This is a genomic window from Mesorhizobium sp. M0040, from assembly GCF_040323505.1.
Classification (GTDB): Bacteria; Pseudomonadota; Alphaproteobacteria; order Rhizobiales; family Rhizobiaceae; genus Mesorhizobium.
Genome location: NZ_JAMYVA010000004.1, coordinates 97,739 through 116,788 on the forward strand (window position 1 = coordinate 97,739; position 19,050 = coordinate 116,788).

The 19,050-nt window shown below is 64.0% G+C and carries 15 protein-coding genes; 10 read left to right on the plus strand and 5 right to left on the minus strand.

Translation table 11 applies throughout. The features are described from left to right. The first annotated feature begins 180 nt into the window (after positions 1 to 180). The gene (gene rpsA / locus NKJ91_RS05205) at positions 181 to 1,878 is read left to right on the plus strand and encodes a 30S ribosomal protein S1 (RefSeq protein WP_023676278.1); all 1,698 of its coding nucleotides are present in this window, start codon (positions 181 to 183) and stop codon (positions 1,876 to 1,878) included. A gap of 104 nt (positions 1,879 to 1,982) precedes the next feature. Here the strand turns inward: rpsA and NKJ91_RS05210 are convergent, their stop codons facing one another. From NKJ91_RS05210 to NKJ91_RS05220, 3 genes are read right to left on the minus strand one after another with little or no spacing between them, the layout of a single operon-like run. Beyond that, positions 1,983 to 2,690, minus strand: coding sequence for an SDR family NAD(P)-dependent oxidoreductase (locus NKJ91_RS05210; RefSeq protein ID WP_352453685.1), 708 nt, complete (start codon positions 2,688 to 2,690; stop codon positions 1,983 to 1,985). A gap of 57 nt (positions 2,691 to 2,747) precedes the next feature. Continuing rightward, positions 2,748 to 4,328 (minus strand): 5-guanidino-2-oxopentanoate decarboxylase, encoded by a 1,581-nt coding sequence (locus NKJ91_RS05215; protein WP_352454716.1) that lies wholly within the window; start codon positions 4,326 to 4,328, stop codon positions 2,748 to 2,750. Continuing rightward, the gene (locus tag NKJ91_RS05220; protein WP_352454835.1) at positions 4,325 to 5,173 is read right to left on the minus strand and encodes a dimethylarginine dimethylaminohydrolase family protein; all 849 of its coding nucleotides are present in this window, start codon (positions 5,171 to 5,173) and stop codon (positions 4,325 to 4,327) included. Before NKJ91_RS05220 ends, NKJ91_RS05215 begins: the two co-directional genes overlap by 4 nt. Before the next feature lie 217 nt (positions 5,174 to 5,390). On the opposite strand from NKJ91_RS05220, the gene NKJ91_RS05225 reads away from it, so the two are divergent. From NKJ91_RS05225 to NKJ91_RS05245, 5 genes are all read left to right on the plus strand, one after another. Then, a complete protein-coding gene (locus NKJ91_RS05225) occupies positions 5,391 to 6,200 on the plus strand; it encodes an ABC transporter ATP-binding protein (RefSeq protein ID WP_352454717.1) in 810 nt (269 codons plus the stop codon). A gap of 51 nt (positions 6,201 to 6,251) precedes the next feature. Beyond that, entirely contained in the window at positions 6,252 to 7,046 is a 795-nt protein-coding gene (locus NKJ91_RS05230) for a transporter substrate-binding domain-containing protein (protein WP_023676273.1), read from the plus strand. Positions 7,047 to 7,258: 212 nt separating this feature from the next. Further along, the gene (locus NKJ91_RS05235) at positions 7,259 to 7,927 is read left to right on the plus strand and encodes an ABC transporter permease (RefSeq protein ID WP_352454836.1); all 669 of its coding nucleotides are present in this window, start codon (positions 7,259 to 7,261) and stop codon (positions 7,925 to 7,927) included. Continuing rightward, on the plus strand, positions 7,924 to 8,730 hold the full coding sequence (locus tag NKJ91_RS05240) for an ABC transporter permease (RefSeq protein ID WP_352454718.1): 807 nt from the start codon (positions 7,924 to 7,926) through the stop codon (positions 8,728 to 8,730). Before NKJ91_RS05235 ends, NKJ91_RS05240 begins: the two co-directional genes overlap by 4 nt. A 110-nt stretch (positions 8,731 to 8,840) precedes the next feature. After that, positions 8,841 to 9,842, plus strand: a complete 1,002-nt coding sequence (locus NKJ91_RS05245) for an Ldh family oxidoreductase (protein ID WP_352454719.1) — start codon at positions 8,841 to 8,843, stop codon at positions 9,840 to 9,842. 57 nt (positions 9,843 to 9,899) lie between these two features. Here the strand turns inward: NKJ91_RS05245 and NKJ91_RS05250 are convergent, their stop codons facing one another. Beyond that, positions 9,900 to 10,172: a hypothetical protein gene (locus tag NKJ91_RS05250; RefSeq protein ID WP_352454720.1), complete on the minus strand. Its 273-nt coding sequence runs from the start codon at positions 10,170 to 10,172 to the stop codon at positions 9,900 to 9,902. A gap of 243 nt (positions 10,173 to 10,415) precedes the next feature. Here NKJ91_RS05250 and NKJ91_RS05255 point away from each other — a divergent pair, with 243 nt between their 5' ends. After that, the gene (locus tag NKJ91_RS05255) at positions 10,416 to 11,390 is read left to right on the plus strand and encodes a complex I NDUFA9 subunit family protein (RefSeq protein ID WP_352454721.1); all 975 of its coding nucleotides are present in this window, start codon (positions 10,416 to 10,418) and stop codon (positions 11,388 to 11,390) included. A 21-nt stretch (positions 11,391 to 11,411) separates the two neighbouring features. Here NKJ91_RS05255 and NKJ91_RS05260 read toward each other — a convergent pair whose 3' ends face one another. Continuing rightward, on the minus strand, positions 11,412 to 12,785 hold the full coding sequence (locus NKJ91_RS05260; RefSeq protein WP_352454722.1) for a cytochrome P450: 1,374 nt from the start codon (positions 12,783 to 12,785) through the stop codon (positions 11,412 to 11,414). 183 nt (positions 12,786 to 12,968) lie between these two features. Between NKJ91_RS05260 and NKJ91_RS05265 the strand changes: the two genes are divergently transcribed. The 3 genes from NKJ91_RS05265 (at position 12,969) to gyrB (ending at position 18,881) form a co-directional block, all read left to right on the plus strand. Further along, positions 12,969 to 13,538 carry an NADPH-dependent FMN reductase gene (locus NKJ91_RS05265; RefSeq protein ID WP_352454723.1) on the plus strand — a complete coding sequence of 190 codons (570 nt, stop codon included), beginning with the start codon at positions 12,969 to 12,971 and terminating at the stop codon, positions 13,536 to 13,538. 58 nt (positions 13,539 to 13,596) lie between these two features. Beyond that, entirely contained in the window at positions 13,597 to 16,263 is a 2,667-nt protein-coding gene (locus NKJ91_RS05270; RefSeq protein WP_352454724.1) for a caspase family protein, read from the plus strand. Between the two features lie 146 nt (positions 16,264 to 16,409). After that, positions 16,410 to 18,881, plus strand: a complete 2,472-nt coding sequence (gyrB, locus tag NKJ91_RS05275; protein ID WP_352453677.1) for a DNA topoisomerase (ATP-hydrolyzing) subunit B — start codon at positions 16,410 to 16,412, stop codon at positions 18,879 to 18,881. The last annotated feature ends 169 nt before the right edge of the window (positions 18,882 to 19,050 follow it).

Below are 19,050 nucleotides of genomic sequence, written 5' to 3' on the forward strand. Positions count from 1 at the left end.
TGCCGGCGACAAAAAGACTTCCCATATCGGGTATGAACCAGCCTGCCAGCATTCTTCATGCGCCGGAATTGCCGCTCAAGGGCGGCCAAGGGCTTTTTGCCCGGAACGCTGGCAGGCCAACGCAACGCTAACCCACGGCGCCCGCCCCGCGACAGATTGCGGGGCATTCCAGGAGAAACTATGTCAGTTGCAAATCCCACTCGCGATGATTTCGCGAGCCTGCTCGAAGAATCATTTTCCGCCGGCCATTCCGGCGAAGGCCAGGTCGTCAAGGGCATCATCACCGCCATTGAGAAGGACATGGCCATCATCGACGTCGGCCTCAAGGTCGAAGGCCGCGTGCCGCTGAAGGAATTCGGCGTCAAGGGCAAGGACACGACGCTCAAGGTCGGCGACACGGTCGAGGTCTATGTCGAGCGTATCGAGAACGCGCTTGGCGAAGCCATGCTGTCGCGCGAAAAGGCCCGCCGCGAAGAGAGCTGGGTCCGTCTCGAAGAGAAGTTCACCAAGGGCGAACGCGTCGAAGGCGTCATCTTCAACCAGGTCAAGGGCGGCTTCACCGTCGACCTCGACGGTGCCGTGGCCTTCCTGCCGCGCAGCCAGGTCGACATCCGCCCGATCCGCGACGTCTCGCCGCTGATGCACAACCCGCAGCCCTTCGAGATCCTCAAGATGGATCGCCGCCGCGGCAACATCGTGGTGTCGCGCCGCACCGTGCTCGAGGAAAGCCGCGCCGAACAGCGTTCGGAAATCGTGCAGAACCTCGAAGAAGGCCAGGTGGTCGAAGGCGTCGTCAAGAACATCACCGACTATGGTGCGTTCGTCGACCTCGGCGGCATCGACGGCCTTCTGCACGTCACCGACATGGCATGGCGCCGCGTCAACCATCCGACCGAAATCCTCAATATTGGCCAGACGGTCAAGGTGCAGATCATCCGCATCAACCAGGAAACCCACCGCATCTCGCTCGGCATGAAGCAGCTCGAGAGCGATCCGTGGTCCGAGATCGGCACCAAGTTCCCGATCGGCAAGAAGATCAAGGGTACCGTCACCAACATCACCGACTACGGCGCGTTCGTCGAGCTGGAGCCGGGCATCGAAGGCCTCATCCACGTTTCGGAAATGTCGTGGACCAAGAAGAACGTGCATCCCGGCAAGATCCTGTCGACGACGCAGGAAGTCGACGTGGTGGTGCTCGAAGTCGATCCGGCCAAGCGCCGCATCTCGCTCGGCCTCAAGCAGACGCTGGAGAACCCGTGGGAGGCCTTCGCGCGCAGCCACCCGGTCGGCAGCCAGGTTGAGGGCGAGGTCAAGAACAAGACCGAGTTCGGCCTGTTCATCGGCCTCGAAGGCGACGTCGACGGCATGGTCCACCTTTCCGACCTCGACTGGACCCGTCCGGGCGAGCAGGTGATCGAAGAGTACAATCGCGGCGACATGGTCAAGGCGCAGGTGCTCGACGTCGACATAGACAAGGAGCGCATCTCGCTCGGCATCAAGCAGCTGGCCAAGGACACGGTCGGCGAAGCAGCGACGTCAGGCGAACTGCGCAAGAACGCAGTCGTCACCTGCGAGGTTATCGGCGTGAAGGATGGCGGTCTGGAAGTGCGGCTGGTCGACAGCGGCATCGAGACCTTCATCAAGCGCTCCGATCTCAGCCGTGACCGCGACGAGCAGCGCCCCGAGCGCTTCACCGTCGGCCAGAAAGTCGACGCCCGCGTCATCGCCTTCGACAAGAAGACCCGCAAGCTGCAGGTCTCGATCAAGGCCCTGGAAATCGCCGAAGAGAAGGAAGCGGTCGCCCAATACGGTTCGACCGACTCCGGCGCTTCGCTGGGCGATATTTTGGGTGCCGCGCTGAAGAAGCAGGGCAGCTAAGCCAACACCGCGCCTCGCGCGGGTTATAAACGAAACAAAAGCCCCGCCGGAACGATCCGGCGGGGCTTTTGCTTGTGACCTTTTGCTTGCGACGGACCGCAGGCTCAGGCCCGGCCGTAGAGTGGCACCAGCGTGCCGCTGATCGCCATGTTGGCCGGCGAGGCGAGATAGGCAATGGCCTCGGCGGCCGCTTCAAGGCTGACCCATCTGCTGAAATCTGCGTTCGGCATGTCAGCCCGGTTGGCCGGCGTGTCGAGCGTCGAGGGCGCCACGGCGTTGACCAGGATGCCGTTGCCCTTCAGCTCTTCGGCTATCGCCACGGTCATCGCGGCGACTGCCGCCTTGGCGGCGGCGTAGGCCACCTTGCCGGAGCCGCGCCGCGGATCGAGCCCGGCTCGCGCGGTGACATTGACGATGCGGCCCGGCACGGAAGATTCCAGCATCGAGCGTATCGCCGCGCGGCAGCACAGGAAGGTGGTGCGGGCATTGGTGTCCATCATCTCGGCGAAGGAGGCGGGCTCGATCTTCTCGACCGGCGCGGCGGTGAAGCCGCCGGCCAGATGCACCGATGCCCATAAATTCGGAACGCTGGCATAGAAGGCGTCGACCTTGGCAGGGTCGGCAAGGTCGACATTGTGCGCCAGCCTGACGCGGTCATGCGCCGGAAAGGGAAAATGCGCAGGCGCGGCAGCGTGGGCATTGGGCACATGGCAGATCGCGCCCTGCTCCAGCAGTTTTCCTACGACCGCGCCGCCAAGGGCACCGGTGCCGCCGGTCACCACGATATGTCTGCCGTCCAGTGTTTCCGTCATATTCGACCGCTCCGTCATTGCGCGCCGCCGATGCGGAAGGTCGCGCCTTTCGCGCGATCACTCAACCGAAATCTCGATGACGTAAGGTCGTCCAGTCGCCCGCGCGCGCCCGAGCGCGTCCGCCAAGCCGCCAGTGCCAGAAATCCGCTCGGCGGCAATGCCGTAGGCTTCGGCCAATTTGCAGAAATCCGGCGGTGCCGGGGAGACGCCGACCGGCTCGACGCCGACGTCGAGCATCGAGGTTTCGATCTCGCGGTAGCCACGATTGTTCCAGACGGCGACGATCACCGGCGCCGCCGCGTCGAGCGCGGCGCCCAGTTCCGGCAGGGTGAACTGGAAGCCGCCGTCGCCGGTGAGGCAAACGACCGGCGCCTCAGGCCTGGCAAGGACGGCACCGATCGCCGCCGGCGGGCCATAGCCGAGCGCGCCGAAGCCGGTGGCCGCGTTGAACCAGCCGCCCGGCCGGTCGTGATCGTAATAGAGGTTGGCGGCGTAGACCGGCTGGGTCGAATCGCCGACGATGATCGCGCCAGGCAGCGCATCGCGGATCGTCTCGACGGCTCGCAATTGCGCCTGCATGGCCGGGCCGATCTCGGCAAAGGCCGCCTGCCGCGTCGCGGCGGCGCGGGCTGAACCATCATCCAATGGCGTCTCGTGCGTGCCGATTTCGGCAAGCAGCGCCTTGAGCGCCGCTCCGCAATCGGCCTGGATCGAAATCCGCGCAGGCCGGCGGGCAAGCTGGTCGGCGCCGATGTCGATGCGGATCAGGTTGGCGGGCAGGACAAAACCGCCGTCGCCATAGCCATCATAGTCGGTCGGACCGAATTCGGTGCCGGCGGCAATGACCAGGTCGGCATCGGCGATCAGCGCACGCACCGCCTTCAGGCTGGGGCTGGCCGGCACGCCAAGTGGATGACGATAGAGCAGGCCGCGCGCATTGGCGGTCTGGACGACCGGCGCTCCCAGCCTCTCGGCCAGGTGCTGCAACGGCGCTTCGGCCGCTTTGGCGCCGCCGCCGGCCAGGATAAGCGGCCGGCGGGCAGACGCGCATAGCCTTGCCGCCTCGGCAATCGCCGCCACATCCGGCTCGGGCGGCGCTGAACTCCGCAGCAGCGGCACGATGCCGTTGGCAGGCAGGCTCATGACATCGGTCGGGATCTCGATGTGCACCGGACCCGGACGCGAGGATGAGAACAGCGCAAAGGCGCGGGCGAGCACGCCGGGCAGTTCGCCGGCCTCGGTGACACGGTGCGAAAACAGCGCCACCTTCTCCATCATGCCGCGCTGGTCCGGCAGTTCATGCAGATGGCCAAGGCCTTTGCCCAGCGTCGGTGTGGCGTTGACGCCCGAGATTACCAGCATCGGCACCGAATCGGCGCGCGCCTGGCCCATGGCGGTGATGGTGTTGGTCAGCCCCGGCCCGGTGATGACGAAGGCGATACCCGGCCTGCCGCTGGCGCGCGCATAGCCGTCAGCCATGAAGCCGGCGCCCTGCTCGTGGCGCGGCGTGATGTGACGGATCTTCGACCGCGCCAGCCCGCGGTAGAGCTCGACCGTGTGCACGCCGGGGATGCCGAAGACGATGTCGACGCCGTGCGCTTCGAGCAAGGTGATGAGCGCTTCGCCAATGGTCGTCATTGTCTTAGCACCGGGCGTGTGAGGCAGGTCGGGCCGCCCTCGCAGGCAATGCACAGCGCATCGGCCTCGAATGTCGAGACCGTACAGCCAGCGGCCTGCATGGCAGCCGCCGTCTTCGGAAAACCGGCAACGGCGATAACCTGGCGCGGCGCGGTCGGCAGGACATTGAGGCTGAGCCCATTCGAGGCGAAGAATTCGTCGGCATCGCCGTCGACCAGCCGAATGCCACGTTCGCGCAGCATCTGATGGAAGGCGACCGGCAGGAGGGGCGCATAGACCAGCGCCAGATCGTCGGCGAGCGGGCTGATCACCGACATCAGGTGCAGGCAGGCCTCCTCGCCCTGCCAGAGCGGCAGGTCGAAGCCATAGACCTGGATGCCCTTGGGCGAAAGCAGGTTGGAGAGCTGCTGGATGCCGTGCTGATTGGTGCGCACGCCGCGGCCGATGGCCAGCGTGTTTGCATCCACCCACACGCAGTCGCCGCCCTCGACCTGGCCGGGAGCCTCGATTCGGCCGAGGACGGGGATGCCCATGCGCCCATAGGCTGCCTCGTGCAGGCCGGGCTCTCGCCGGCGCAGCGCCTTGCCCATGGCAAGGATGACCGCGCCATGGTCGGTCATCAGCGACGGATCGTGGGTAAAGACCGAATCGGCAAGCCCGTCATCGGCGTCGCTCAGCCATTCGATATCGGCGCCTGAGACAGAAATCAGCCTGGCCAGCGCATCATGCTGGGCCGCCGCTTTTTGTGGATCGAAGCCGGGGCCATAGTGCCACTCCAGCGCTTCGGCCCGACGCATGGCGCTGGCGGCGGAGCGCATCAGCACGCGCTGCAGCGGCCCGGCCATCGACTGCGACCCGTATGCTTTGCCCACTAAATTCTCCTGAAACGCGCCCCTCCTGCCAATAGCCACTCGGCAGGCCGTGATCAATGGTCCAAAAACTGCGGTTGACGGAGGCAAGCGGAACGGTCCATCTTGAGAATCGGAACGCTGTCCAGTGACGGGTAATGGGTAAAAAATTCCAGCAAGGACTGCCTCGGCTGCTCCGCGGGGCGCCGCGACGATGACAGCGCCGGCCACCGCCCTGAAGCATACGGCGCAGAACGGCGCTGCCGAAGCCATCCACGTCGAGAACCTGCACAAGAATTTCGGCAAGCTGCATGTATTGAAGGGCGTTTCGCTGTCGGCGCGCGATGGCGAGGTGATCGCCATCATCGGCGGCAGCGGCTCGGGCAAATCGACGCTGCTGCGCTGCATCAACTGCCTGGAGAACCCGACCAGCGGCATCATCCGGGTCAATGGCGAAGAGATAAAGCTGAAGGCCGACAGCTACGGCCACACCGTACCCGCCGACCGCAAGCAGATCGAACGCATCCGCTCCAAGCTCGGCATGGTCTTCCAGAACTTCAATCTGTGGAGCCACATGACGTTGATCGAGAACGTCATCGAGGTTCCCGTGCATGTGCTCGGCGTCAAGCGCGATGTGGCGATCGGCGAGGCGGAACAATTGCTCGCCCGCGTCGGCCTGGCCGAAAAACGCGACGTCTATCCCGCCTATCTGTCAGGCGGCCAACAGCAGCGCGCCGCGATTGCCAGGGCGTTGGCGATCAACCCGCGCGTCATGCTGTTCGACGAGCCGACCTCGGCGCTCGACCCGGAGCTGGTCGGCGAGGTGCTGAAGGTGATCGGCGACCTGGCGCGCGAAGGCCGCACTATGGTGCTGGTCACCCATGAGATGAAGTTTGCCCGCGAGGTCGCGACGCATGTCGTCTACCTCCACAACGGGCTGGTCGAGGAAGAAGGGCCGCCGGAACAGATCTTCGGCGCGCCGAAATCCGAAAGGCTGAAGCAGTTCATCCGCAACGTCAGTTAAACTGTGGGCGGACGAAAACCGGGAACAACAACAAAACTGGGAGTCATGACGATGAAGATTATTCTCAAGACCTTTGCCGCAGCGCTGCTGCTCGGCGTTGCCGCGATGGGCGTGGCCAAGGCCGATCCGGTCAAGATCGGCGTCGCCGCCGAACCCTATCCGCCCTTCGCCTCGCCGGACGCTTCCGGCAAATGGGTCGGCTGGGAGATCGAATTCATCGATGCCGTCTGCGCCGAGGAGAAGCTCGACTGCGTCATCACCCCCGTCGCCTGGGACGGCATCATTCCGGCGCTGACGACCAAGAAGATCGATCTTATCGCCGCCTCGATGTCGATCACCGCCGAGCGCGAGAAGACGATCGCCTTCTCGGACAAATATTACAACACCCCGACTGCGATCATCGGGCCGAAGGACCAGAAGTTCGGCTCAACACCGGAGGACCTCAAGGGCAAGATCATCGGCGTCCAAGTCTCGACCGTACACGCCGACTACGCCAAGAAGCACTTCGCCGACGCGGCGGAAATCAAGGAATACCAGACCCAGGACGAGGCCAACCAGGATCTTGCCGCCGGCCGGGTCGACGCGGTGCAGGCCGATTCCATTGCCCTCGACGCCTTCCTGAAATCGGACCAGGGCAAGCAATGCTGCGATCTGAAGGGCATGGTCGCGCCGGATCTGGCCATTCTCGGGCCCGGCGTCGGCGCCGGCGTCCGCAAGGAAGACACCGAGTTGAAGGAAAAGATCAACGCCGGCATCAAGGCCATCCGCGCCAATGGCAAATATGACGAGATTTCGAAGAAGTACTTCGACTTTGACATTTACGGCGCCGACACGCAGTCGAACTGACGACCTCATCCATGAGCGATTAACCACGCGGCCCCGATAGAGCCGCGTGGTTAGTCGAAATCCATCGACGCGTGCTTCCGCGGGCGGAGATCGCCGGCGGTTTTAGCGCCAGCAATTCGAGGGCGACGCTGATCGACGCATTTGTTCCGGCTTGGGCCGCCTCTGCCATCGCGCTTCTCTCGCCCACGCCGCCGGGCTGGGGTGGAACGCTCATCGTCGGGCTGCTCCATACGATCGAGATCGCGGTCGGCGCCACCTGTCTCGGCCTTTTGATCGGCATCGGCGGCGCCTCCGGCAAGCTGTATGGTGGTCCGGTGGTGCGAGATCTCCTGGCAGTCTATACGACAGTCGTGCGCGCCGTGCCGGAGCTGGTGCTGATCCTTCTGCTCTATTACGCCGGCACCGACCTGATCAATCAGATGCTGACGGCAATGGGCTATCAGCGCATGGACATTAGCGGGCTGGCGGCCGGCATTGCCGTGCTCGGCTTCGTCCAGGGCGCCTATTCGACCGAGGTGATCCGCGGGGCGATCCTCGCCATTCCGCAGGGCCAGATCGAAGCCGCGCGCGCCTATGGCATGTCTCCCGGCCTGCTGCTGCGGCGCATCACGCTGCCGGCGATGCTGCCGTTCGCCATACCCGGCCTTGCCAATCTCTGGCTGATCGCCACCAAGGACACAGCCCTGCTGGCGGTCGTCGGCTTTTTCGAGCTGACATTGGCGACACGGCAGGCGGCCGGCGTGACCAAAGCCTATCTGACATTCTTTATCGCCGCCGGCGCGATCTACCTTCTGTTGACGCTGGTTTCGAATCTGATCATCGGCCGCATCGAGACATGGGCCCGCCGCGGCATGCCGTCGCTCAAGGAGGCCCGGCGATGACTGGCGAAGCGGCCGTCGAGATAGCCGCACGCGCTTCGCTGTGGCTGAAGCCGCATCGTATCGCGCTGATCCTGATCGCGCTGGGGCTGGTTTTGGCGGCGGCCGTCTTCATGCGCTGGGACTGGCTGCCGAAATATTACGGGATGGGATTGCTCGGCATCTGGCGCGCGCTGTGGATTCTCGCCGTCACTTGCACGCTGGGTTTCCTGCTCGCCGTGCCGCTCGGTCTGGCGCAGGCTGCCGGCTCGTTCTGGTTCGCGGCACCCGCCAAGGTCTTCTGCACCGTCATCAGAGGGACGCCGCTGCTGCTGCAGCTCTGGTTGCTCTATTACGGGCTGGGCTCGCTGTTTCCACAATATCCATGGATTCGCGAGTCCTGGATGTGGCCCTATCTGAGGCAGGCATGGCCCTATGGCGTCCTCGGGCTGACGCTGTCCTTCGCTGGTTATGAGGGCGAGGTGATGCGAGGCGCTTTCGCCGGCGTGCCGAAAGGCCAATTGGAAGCCGCCCGCGCCTTCGGCATGAGCCGCTGGAGGATTTTCCAGCGAATCTGGCTGCCGCAGGCCTTCTACCGCGCGCTGCCGACACTGACGGGCGAAACCGTGCTGCAGCTGAAATCGACGCCGCTGGTGGCGACCATCAGCGTGATCGATATATTCGCCGTCTCTTCAAAGGTGCGTCAGGATACCTACCTCACCTATGAACCCTTGCTGCTCCTGGCGTTGATCTATATGGCGATCACCGGCATCCTCGTCTTCACCCTGGGCAAGATCGAGGCGCGGATTCCGAACAAGGTTGGTTAGGGAATAGTGAATGGTGAATAGTCAGTAGTGAGTAGCCCGTAGTGTTACCGGCTAAGTCCCACTCACCATTCACTATTCACCCATTCCCTCAGATATCCATGGCAATCACAATGCAACTCAGTCTCGACCAGGCGACAGGGCTGTGCCGGATGGCCGCACTTGGCGCTGGCGCCAACGAAGAGGCGGCGCAGTCGCTGGCTGCCTCGATCGTCGCGGCCGAGGCGGAAGGACTGTCGACCGTTGGGCTGTCGCACTTCATCGATTATCTCGAAGCGCTGGAAGCCGGCCGCATCGACGGCAACGCCGATCCGGTGATCACCAGGCCGGCGCTCGCGGTCTATCTCTCCGATGCGCGCGGCGGACTGGCGCATACCGGTTTCGACCGCACGATCGATGAACTCGCCAAGGCGGCGCGGCTGTTCGGCGTCGCGATTTTTTCGCAGAAGAATGCCTATACGTGCGGCGCGCTCGGCTATTTCACCGGAAGGCTGGCCGCGCAGGGATTGGTGTCGTTCGCCGCCACCAACGGCCCGGCCGTGCTTGCCGGCTCGGGCTCGGTCAAGCCGGTCTACTGCACCAACCCGATGTCCTTTGCGGCACCCGCCGCGGACGGGGCGGCGCTGGTCATCGACCAATCGTCGAGCGCCACCGCCTTCGTCAACATCCGCAAGGCGGCCGAGGACGGCAAGAAGATACCCGAAGGCTGGGCACTGGATGCGAGCGGCAATCCGACCACGGACCCGGCAGCTGCAATGAAGGGCGCCATGCTTGCCTTCGGCGGCCAGCGCGGCGCCAACATCGCGCTGATGGTCGAGGTGCTGGCTGCGGGCCTGTCGGGCGCCAACTGGTCGCTCGATGCGCCATGGTTCAGCGGCGGGCCGGACAGTCCGGGGACCGGCCTTTTCGTGCTTGCCCTCGAGCCCAAGCTGCTCGATCCGGACTTCGAAAAGCGGATGAAGGATCAACTCGACCGGCTGCGGCGGCGCTATGGCGTGCATGTGCCGGGGCGTGCCCGGGCCGAGGCCGCGGAGAAGGCGGCGGCGCGCGGCATAAGCGCGCCGAAAGCCGTGGTGCAGCGCATTTCCGAATTCGCCGCCCGCTATTCGTCCTGAAGAAATTCGTTTGTCCGATGAGCGGCTGAGAACGCCTGCCGATCCGGCAGCGCGAGCCTACTTCCCGCAATAATGATCGTTGATGACGTTCGCCGCATTCGCGTCCGGCCCTACCCTGTTGTAGGAGCAGGGTTCGGCGGCCGTCGTGAACAGGTGGTTGTCATAGTAGCGCGGGCCACCGAACAGAATGTCGATGATGTTGCCGTTGGCCGGAACGTAGCGTTCGGGTTGAGCTTGGTGGTGATGCCGGTTTGCCGCGAATGCCGAGGCACCAATGCTGCAGCCTGTTGCGAAAGCCAGAGCGAAGATCGCAACGCGTTTTGTCGTCATCGGCAATATCCTCCATTCGGAATCAAACCATACATCCTAAAATCGCCGGCCGGAACAAAGGTTCCTGTCCCGAATGGAGTTACCCTAAAGCCCGGCGTCGGCGGGTTTTCTGCCGTTTCCAACGGATACTGGAAATCATGCTTCAACAATGCCGGGCGACCGATGGTCGCCCTTTGCCTTTGGCGCGAAACCGACTATGAAACGGCTTCAACCAAGCCATCTGGATAGCCGCCGGAGCCAGCCATGACCGAAATCCTGCAGACCCCAAAGCTCGTGGTCGTGTTCGGCGGCTCCGGCTTTGTCGGCCGTCATGTCGTGCGGGCGCTGGCCAAGCGCGGCTACCGCATCCGGGTCGCCTGCCGCCGGCCCGATCTCGCCGGCCACCTGCAGCCGCTCGGCAATGTCGGGCAGATCCAGCCGGTGCAAGCCAATGTCCGGGTGCGCTGGTCGGTCGACCGCGCCGTGCAAGGCGCGGACCATGTCGTCAATCTGGTGGCGATCGCGCATGAGGCCGGCCGGCAGAAATTCACTGCCGTCCACGAGTTCGGCGCGCGGGCTGTCGCTGAAGCGGCGCGCGCCGTCGGCGCCGGCCTCACCCATATCTCGGCTCTGGGTGCGGATCTCCACGCGCAATCGGACTACGCGCGTACCAAGGCGCTCGGCGAAAAGGCCGTTCTTGAGACGGTCCAGGACGCCGTGATCTTTCGGCCATCGATCAATTTCGGGCCGGAGGACGGTTTCTTCAACCGCTTTGCAAACATGGCTCGCTTTTCCCCAGTGCTGCCGCTGATCGGCGGCGGGCAGACGAAATTCCAGCCGGTCTATGTCGGCGACGTCGCCGAAGCGGTGGCACACTCGGTCGACGGCAAGGTCCAGGGCGGCCGGATCTATGAACTCGGCGGGCCGCAGGTGCTTAGCTTCAAGGAATGCATGCAAGAGCTGCTTGTCATCATCGAACGCAAGCGGTTTTTGCTGCCCGTGCCATGGTGGCTGGCGAACTTCCAGGCATCAATTCTCGGGCTGCTGCCCAATCCGTTGTTGACCAAGGACCAGGTCCTGCTGTTGCGCCAGCACAATGTGGTGTCGGATGCCGCCGTCAAGGACAACAGGACGCTCGCCGGCCTCGGTATCCAGCCGCGGTCGATCGGAACCATCCTGCCCAGCTATCTCTGGCGCTACCGCGCCGCCGGCCAGTTCCAACGCAAGTCCGCCGCATAACACGAACGGACGTCGGGTTGCCTACGCCGCGCGCCTGGTAACCTGCATAGGCAGCCCGCCTTGCGGCTGCGTCGTCAGCTTCTGCACCGGCCAGGGGCGGGTTTGCGCGGTGGTATCGAAACGATAGCGCGACAGCATGATCGCCAACGCGATGATTGCCTCCTGCATGGCAAAGCTGGCGCCGATGCAGACGCGAGGCCCGGCGCCGAACGGCAAATACTGGAAACGGTCGATCTTCTCGCGGTTTCCCGGATGGAAGCGTTCCGGCATGAAGGCGTCGGGCCTGTCCCACAGCTTGCGATGGCGGTGGACGACCCACGGCATCACCAGCACCGCGGCACGTCGCGGTATGTAGAGGCCGTTCCAGGTTTCGGGCTCGATCGGTTCGCGGTTGATCGATGGCGCCGGCGGATAGAGCCTGAGCGCCTCTTCGAAGGCGGCACGGGTGAGCGGCATAGCGTCGAGCCATTTCGTCGGGTCGGGCTCACGCGCCAGCACGGCATCGATCTCGTGCTCGATCTTTTCGCGCTCCCACGGCGCTTCGGCAAGGCAGTAGAGCGTCCAGCCGAGCGCCCTGGCCGTAGTCTCGTGGCCGGCGCCGATAAAGGTGATGATGTTGTCCTCGACCTCGGCCCGGGTCAGCCCGCCCGGTCCCTCCGCTTTCAACAGCAGCGTGAGAAAATCCTGCGGCACCGTGTCCGGATCACGCTTCAACCGCGCCTCGCGCATCTGCACCGTGTCGGTGACGATCTTGCGGAAGTAGGCCATGGTCTTGCGGCCGCGGATGCGGGTCAGACGCGGCAGCCAATCGGGTGCCCGCAACAGGTCGAGCGGATCGACCCGACCCATGGTCTCGAACAGGCGGTCGATCTCCTTGGCAAAGCTGCCCGGCTCGCCTGAAATCTCACCGGAAAACAGCGTCTCGGCCAGGATGTCAAAGGTAAGCAGCGTCATGTCGTGAGCGATGTCGAACGTGCCGCCGCCCTCGTAGCGCGTGACGAACTCCCGCGTGCGCCTCAGCATCGGCTCGGCAAAACCGAAGATATGGCGCGGCGTGAACACCGGCGCCATGGCCTTGCGTGAACGCCTCCACACCTCGCCCTCGGCGGTCAGCAAGCCGTCGCGCAGGATCGGCCGCAGGATCAGCTGGCGAACCGTCGCCATCTTGTAGTTCTTGGCGTTATCGACCAGCACGTGGCGAATGAGACCGGGGTCGTTGGCGATGACCAGCGGCCCGCCGATGCCGGTCACCGAAATCCAGGGCTCGTTGTAGGTCGGCTCGCCCCACAGTTCGAGCGGATTGCGGTAGACGATGCGGATCATCTCCAGCGTCGAGGGCGGCGCGGTGCGCGGCTTCGGCGCCGGCGGGACGAAGGGGACGGGCTGACTGTCCATGACTTGCTCCGCTGACACCTCAATGTAGTGGCGGGCAAGGCAGGCGTCCATGTGAGCGGACGACAAGGTGATGCATCCGCTCTCTGGAATGTGACCCGGGCACCGGAAAGTGCCTGCTTGCTGTGTCCGGCTGCGTGTCTTAGGTGGCAGCACCACAGATGTCAGAACCGGCGGGAGCCTGCCTTGAAGCACCAGTTGAACGTCATCATCGGCAGCACGCGGCCGGGCCGCGCCGGACCCGCTTTCGCAAAGTGGCTGGAGAGCTTTGCGCGCGAGCATGGCAAATTCGAGCCGGTGCTCACCGACATCGCCGCATTCAACCTGCCGGTGCTGGACGAGCCGCATCATCCGAGACTCGGCAAATACGAAAACAGCCACACGAAAGCCTGGTCGAAAGCAATCGACGCCGCCGACGCATTCGTCTTCGTGGCGCCGGAGTACAATTATTTCACCGCTCCCGCGATCGTCAACGCGGTCGACTACCTGCTCAGGGAATGGCGATACAAGCCGGCCGCCATCCTCAGCTACGGCGGTGTCTCCGGCGGCTTACGAGCGGCGCAGGCGGTCAAACCGTTGCTGACCGCCGTCGGTGTCATGCCGATTCCGGAAGGCGTGGCGCTGCCGATGTACCAGAAGCTGCTCGACGAGACCGGCGCCTTCCTGCCCAGCGAGCAGGTGCTCGGCGGGGCCAGAACCATGCTGGACGAGCTGTTCCGCTGGAGCGAAGCGCTGAAGCCGATGCGGGTTGGCTGACAACGCGAACGGCCCGGCTTGCCGATGCCGTAACTTGCTCATGCCATAAAGAGATGGAATGCTCCGGCAAATGACCGGGCCGGGGCGGTTCGATTTGCGTTTTCTGTTTGCCTTGCTGCTGATCCTCTCGACGGCCTCCGCTGCAATGGCGGAGCGGCGCGCTGCGCTGGTCATCGCCGAGAACGACTACCGGCTGATCCGGCCGCTCGCCAATCCCGTCAATGACGGCGAGATCATGGAAACGGTGCTGAGGAAGCTCGGTTTCGAGGTCTTCCTCGAAACCAACCGCGACCTGCGGCGCATGCGCCGGGCGCTTGACGATTTCCGCGAGGATGCCAAAGGCGCCGACGTGGCGCTGGTGTTCTTCTCCGGCCACGGCGTCGAGATAGCCGGCGAGAATCGGCTCCTGCCGGTCGATGCAGACGCGTCGTCGCTCGCTACGCTGGAAAGGACCAGCCTGCCGCTGGAGGAGATCCGCGCGACCGTCGCCGCCACCAGCAAGGTCGGACTGATCGTGCTCGATGCCTGCCGCAGCGATCCGTTTGCGGCTACGGGCGGCGAAGGCCGCGGCGCAACGGCGCTGGTAAAAGAGGTCAGCGACAAGGTCCGGCCGGGTCTTGGCCGCATCGGGCGGGCAGAAAACATCCTGTTTGCCTTCTCGGCGGCGCCCGGCGAGACCGCCGCGGATGGGACGGACCAGAATTCGCCGTTTACCGCGGCGCTGACGAAATACCTCGGCACCGAAGGTCTCGAGATCCGCTCCGTGCTGACGCTCGTGCAGCAGGAGGTTTACGACCTCTCGCGCGGCAAGCAATTGCCCTATGTCGAGAGCGGCCTGCCGCAGCTGTTCTTTGCCGCCTCGGCCAAGGAGAAATTGCCGGAACGCGAACGCCTGTTGCTGGCCATGGCCGAGGTGACGCCCGCGATGCGCGGCGAAGTGGAGAAGATCGCCAGCGACGCCGACATGCCGCTGGCACCGCTCTATGGCGCGTTGATCAGTTCCGATGCCGGCCACCTCTCCGCGGACAGTCTGAACGCCAGGCTGCGTGAGGCAGCCGACGCCTTCGTCAAGGTGCGGAGCGAAATGCAGACGCTTGGCTCCGACGATCTGCGGGTGGCAGCGTTGCGCCGGCAGGCCGAAGAGCAGCTTTCGCTGGGAGCGTTCGATGCCGCGCGTAAAAAGCTCGCCGAGGCAGCCGAGATCGACAATGTCTCGCGCAACGCGCTGAAGGCCAATTTCGTCAGCCGCACGCTCTCCGAGGCCGCAACGCGCTATCTGTCCGGCGGGGCCGCGCGCGCCGACCTCGACTACGCCACAGCCATCAGGGACTATGAGTCCGTGCTGGCGCTTTATGGCGAAGCCGGACAGGTGGTGCTGTCGCTCGACGACGCCGACCGCTTGATCCGCACGCTGGACGAGCTCGGCAAGCTCTATACCACGGTCGGCAATATCGATGCGGCTGGCCGTGCCTTCGAGGCGCTGCAAGCCGATCTCGAGCGGCGGTCGCATCATGAAACCGATCCCAACGTGAAGCGCGACTTCGCCGTCAGCCACGTCAAGCTCGGCAACGTGCGGATGGCGCAAGGCAATCTGCCGTCAGCGCTGCAGAATTATGAGACCGCCAAGACCATTCTGCAGGGCCTGACCGAGGCAGAACCAGACAATCTGGAGTGGTTCGGCGACCTCGCCATGGCCGACGACAAGATCGGCAACGTATTGGCGACGCAAGGCGATCTGGCCGGCGCCGCAGAGGTCTACCAGGAAAGCCTGTCGATCAAGAAGCAGCTCGCCGCCGGAGAGCCCGACCGTGCCGAACTGCAGCGCGACCTGACCATCACCTACGATGAGATCGGTCACCTTGCCCATATCGCAGGCCAACTGGACAACGCACAGGCGGCCTATGAAGAGAGCCTGAAGGTGCGGCTGGCGCTGGCGGCGGACAAACCGGGAGACGCCGACCGGCAGCGTGACGTCTCGGTCAGCCACGATACGATAGGCGACCTGTTGCGCGAACGCGGCGACGCCGCCGGGGCGCTGGCGGCCTACAAGGAAGGTCTGGCGATCGTCAAACAACTGGCGAAACGCGATCCGGACGACACCGAGTTGAAGCGCGACCTGTCGGTCGGCAACGCCAAAATCGGCAATGCGCTAAGCGACCAGCAGAACTGGCCGGCGGCACTTTCGGCTTATCGTGAGGCACTTTCGCAGGCCAGCGTGCTCGCCGCCGGCGACCCGAACAACACCGAATGGCAGCGCGACCTGTCCGTGTGCATCGAGAAAGTCGCCGGCATCCTGGCCATACAGGGCGACCACAAAGGCGCGCTGAAAGCCTATCTGGACAGCTACGCGATTGCGCAGAGGCTGGCCAAGCTCGATCCCGCCAATTCCGACTGGCAGCGGGACTTGTCGATAACGCTGTCCGAAGTCGCCACGCTGCGCCTCAGGCAGCGCGACGTCAGGGGCGCCCGGCAAGCCCTTCAGGACAGCCTGGCCATTCGCGAGAAACTTGCCCGGTCCGATCCGGACAACGCCACCTGGCAGCGCGACCTGGTGGTCGCCTATATCGACTACGCCCAAGTCGCAAAGGACCCGAAGGCTGTGCTTTCCAAGGCGCTCGACATGACGCGAGAGCTCGACCGGAGCGGGCGGTTGGCACCGCGCCACAAGTTCATGATCAAGTTTTTACGTGAGCGGCTGGCCAGGATCGAAGCCAGGCGCCGATAGCCGGCTCACGCGATGGTCATTCCGTTCCGAAATGCCTGCAAACCTTGGAAAAACCGCCTTTTGCGCCTATATCTACGACATTAGAAATGCGCGATTCGAAGCCGATTTTTCGCGCTCTGCACACGGCATCAATCAGACAGGTTTTCATGAGCGACCAGACCGACATCGCCAACGGCGTTGAAGCCGAATACGGCGCCGATTCCATCAAGGTTTTGAAGGGCTTGGATGCCGTTCGCAAGCGGCCGGGCATGTATATCGGCGATACCGACGACGGCTCGGGCCTGCATCACATGGTCTATGAGGTGGTCGACAACGCCATCGACGAAGCACTGGCCGGCCATGCCGACCTGGTGACGGTGACGCTCAATCCGGACGGATCGGTGACGGTCATCGACAATGGCCGCGGCATTCCGACCGATATCCACACCGGCGAAGGCATTTCAGCGGCCGAAGTTATCATGACGCAGCTGCATGCCGGCGGCAAGTTCGACCAGAACTCCTACAAGGTCTCAGGCGGCCTGCACGGCGTCGGCGTGTCGGTCGTCAACGCCCTGTCGGCCTGGCTGAAACTGAAGATCCGCCGCAACGGCCAGATCTACGAGATGAGTTTCACGCATGGCAATGCCGACGCGCCGCTTCGCATCACCGGCAGTTATGAACAAGACAAGGTCCCCGGCACCTATGAAGGGCGCAGCGGCAGCGAAATCACGTTTTTGCCGTCGTCCGAGACTTTCACCATGGTCGAATTCGACTACGGTACGCTGGAGCATCGGCTGCGCGAGCTCGCCTTCCTGAACTCCGGCGTGCGCATCGTTTTGACCGATGCCCGCCATGCCGACATCGTGCGCCATGAACTGCACTACGATGGCGGGCTGGAAGAGTTCGTCCGATATCTCGACCGGACGAAAAAGCCGTTGCTCGACAAGCCGATCTCGATCCGCGCCGAGCGCGACGGCATCACGGTTGAAGTCGCCATGTGGTGGAACGACAGCTACCATGAGAACGTGCTGGCCTTCACCAACAACATCCCGCAACGCGACGGCGGCACGCATCTGGCAGGCTTCCGCGGTGCGCTGACGCGCCAGATAACCGGCTATGGCGACTCCTCGGGCCTGACCAAGAAGGAAAAAGTGGCGCTGATCGGCGATGATTGCCGCGAAGGGCTGACCGCGGTGCTGTCGGTCAAGGTTCCCGACCCGAAATTCTCCTCGCAGACCAAGGACAAGCTGGTGTCGTCCGAGGTCCGCCCGGTGGTTGAAGGGCTTGTCAACGAAGCGCTCGGCACCTGGCTCGAGGAGCACCCGACCGAGGGCAAGGCGGTCATCGAGAAGGTCATCCAGGCCGCTGCCGCGCGCGAAGCCGCGCGCAAGGCACGCGACATCACCCGCAAGAGTTCGCTCGGCGTCACCTCGCTGCCCGGCAAGCTGGCCGATTGCCAGGAGCGCGATCCGGCGAAATCCGAGATCTTTATCGTCGAGGGCGACAGCGCCGGCGGCTCGGCCAAGGGCGGCCGTTCGCGCCAGAACCAGGCCATTCTTCCGCTGCGCGGCAAGATCCTCAATGTCGAGCGAGCCCGCTTCGACCGCATGCTCGGCTCCGACATGATCGGTACGCTGATCACCGCGCTCGGCACCTCGATCGGCAAGGACGAGTTCAATGCCGACAAGCTGCGCTACCACAAGATCATCCTGATGACCGACGCCGATGTCGACGGCGCCCACATCCGCACCTTGCTGCTGACCTTCTTCTTCCGGCAGATGCCGGAACTGATCGAACGCGGGCATCTCTACATCGCGCAGCCGCCGCTCTACAAGGTGACGCGAGGCAAGAGCTCGCAATATATCAAGGACGAAGCCGCCTTCGAGGAATTCCTGATCGGCTCCGGGCTGGAAGAAGCGTCGCTTGCGCTCAGCACAGGCGAGGTGCGGGCTGGACAGGACCTGCGCAGCGCCATCGACGACGCCTTGGCTGTCCGCCAGCTCATCAACGGATTGCACACGCGCTATAACAGAGGCGTGGTCGAGCAGGCAGCGATTGCCGGCGCGCTCAACCCGGAGATATTCACCGACCTCCGCCGCGCCAACGAGACGGCCGAGCGTGTTGCCCGTCGTCTCGACATTATCGCCGAGGACACCGAGCGCGGCTGGATCGGTCGCATGTCGACCTCGAACGAGGGCATTGGCGGCTATGTCTTCGAGCGAACGGTGCGCAGCGTCAAGGAGTTCGCGCATCTCGACCTGGCGCTGATCAATTCCGCCGACGCACGCCAGCTCGACCGCTATGCGCCGCGCCTGGCGGAAATCTACGGCGAGCCGCCGGTGCTGCGCCGCAAGGATGTCTCGGAAACCATTTCGGGGCCGCTGGCACTGCTCAATGCCGTGTTTGCCACCGGCCGCAAGGGCCTGACCATGCAGCGCTACAAGGGCCTTGGCGAAATGAACGCCGAGCAGCTCTGGGAAACGACGCTCGACCCGAATGTGCGCTCGCTGTTACAGGTCAAGGTCAATGACGCGACTGATGCGGACAGCTTGTTTTCACGGCTGATGGGCGACGAGGTCGAGCCAAGGCGCGAATTCATCCAGGAAAACGCGCTGTCGGTTGCCAATCTGGACATCTGAGCCGCCATCCAGATACCCAGCCAGCAGGCATGAAGTGTATACAAAGATCACCAGGACCGCCGGAACGGAAAGGCTTTCAAGGCATTGTAGTTGATCACAATCGCCGCAGGAGGCATCCATGGGACGTGGCATTTTGCTCTGGCTTCTCGGAGTCCCAATTCCGATCATT

Coding starts and splice junctions, on each gene's coding strand:
- rpsA (WP_023676278.1), top strand. CDS start 181: ATGTCAGTTGCAAATCCCACTCGCGATGATTTCGCGAGCCTGCTCGAA.
- NKJ91_RS05210 (WP_352453685.1), bottom strand. CDS start 2,690: ATGACGGAAACACTGGACGGCAGACATATCGTGGTGACCGGCGGCACC.
- NKJ91_RS05215 (WP_352454716.1), bottom strand. CDS start 4,328: ATGACGACCATTGGCGAAGCGCTCATCACCTTGCTCGAAGCGCACGGC.
- NKJ91_RS05220 (WP_352454835.1), bottom strand. CDS start 5,173: ATGGCCGGGCCGCTGCAGCGCGTGCTGATGCGCTCCGCCGCCAGCGCC.
- NKJ91_RS05225 (WP_352454717.1), top strand. CDS start 5,391: ATGACAGCGCCGGCCACCGCCCTGAAGCATACGGCGCAGAACGGCGCT.
- NKJ91_RS05230 (WP_023676273.1), top strand. CDS start 6,252: ATGAAGATTATTCTCAAGACCTTTGCCGCAGCGCTGCTGCTCGGCGTT.
- NKJ91_RS05240 (WP_352454718.1), top strand. CDS start 7,924: ATGACTGGCGAAGCGGCCGTCGAGATAGCCGCACGCGCTTCGCTGTGG.
- NKJ91_RS05245 (WP_352454719.1), top strand. CDS start 8,841: ATGCAACTCAGTCTCGACCAGGCGACAGGGCTGTGCCGGATGGCCGCA.
- NKJ91_RS05250 (WP_352454720.1), bottom strand. CDS start 10,172: ATGACGACAAAACGCGTTGCGATCTTCGCTCTGGCTTTCGCAACAGGC.
- NKJ91_RS05255 (WP_352454721.1), top strand. CDS start 10,416: ATGACCGAAATCCTGCAGACCCCAAAGCTCGTGGTCGTGTTCGGCGGC.
- NKJ91_RS05260 (WP_352454722.1), bottom strand. CDS start 12,785: ATGGACAGTCAGCCCGTCCCCTTCGTCCCGCCGGCGCCGAAGCCGCGC.
- NKJ91_RS05270 (WP_352454724.1), top strand. CDS start 13,597: ATGCTCCGGCAAATGACCGGGCCGGGGCGGTTCGATTTGCGTTTTCTG.
- gyrB (WP_352453677.1), top strand. CDS start 16,410: ATGAGCGACCAGACCGACATCGCCAACGGCGTTGAAGCCGAATACGGC.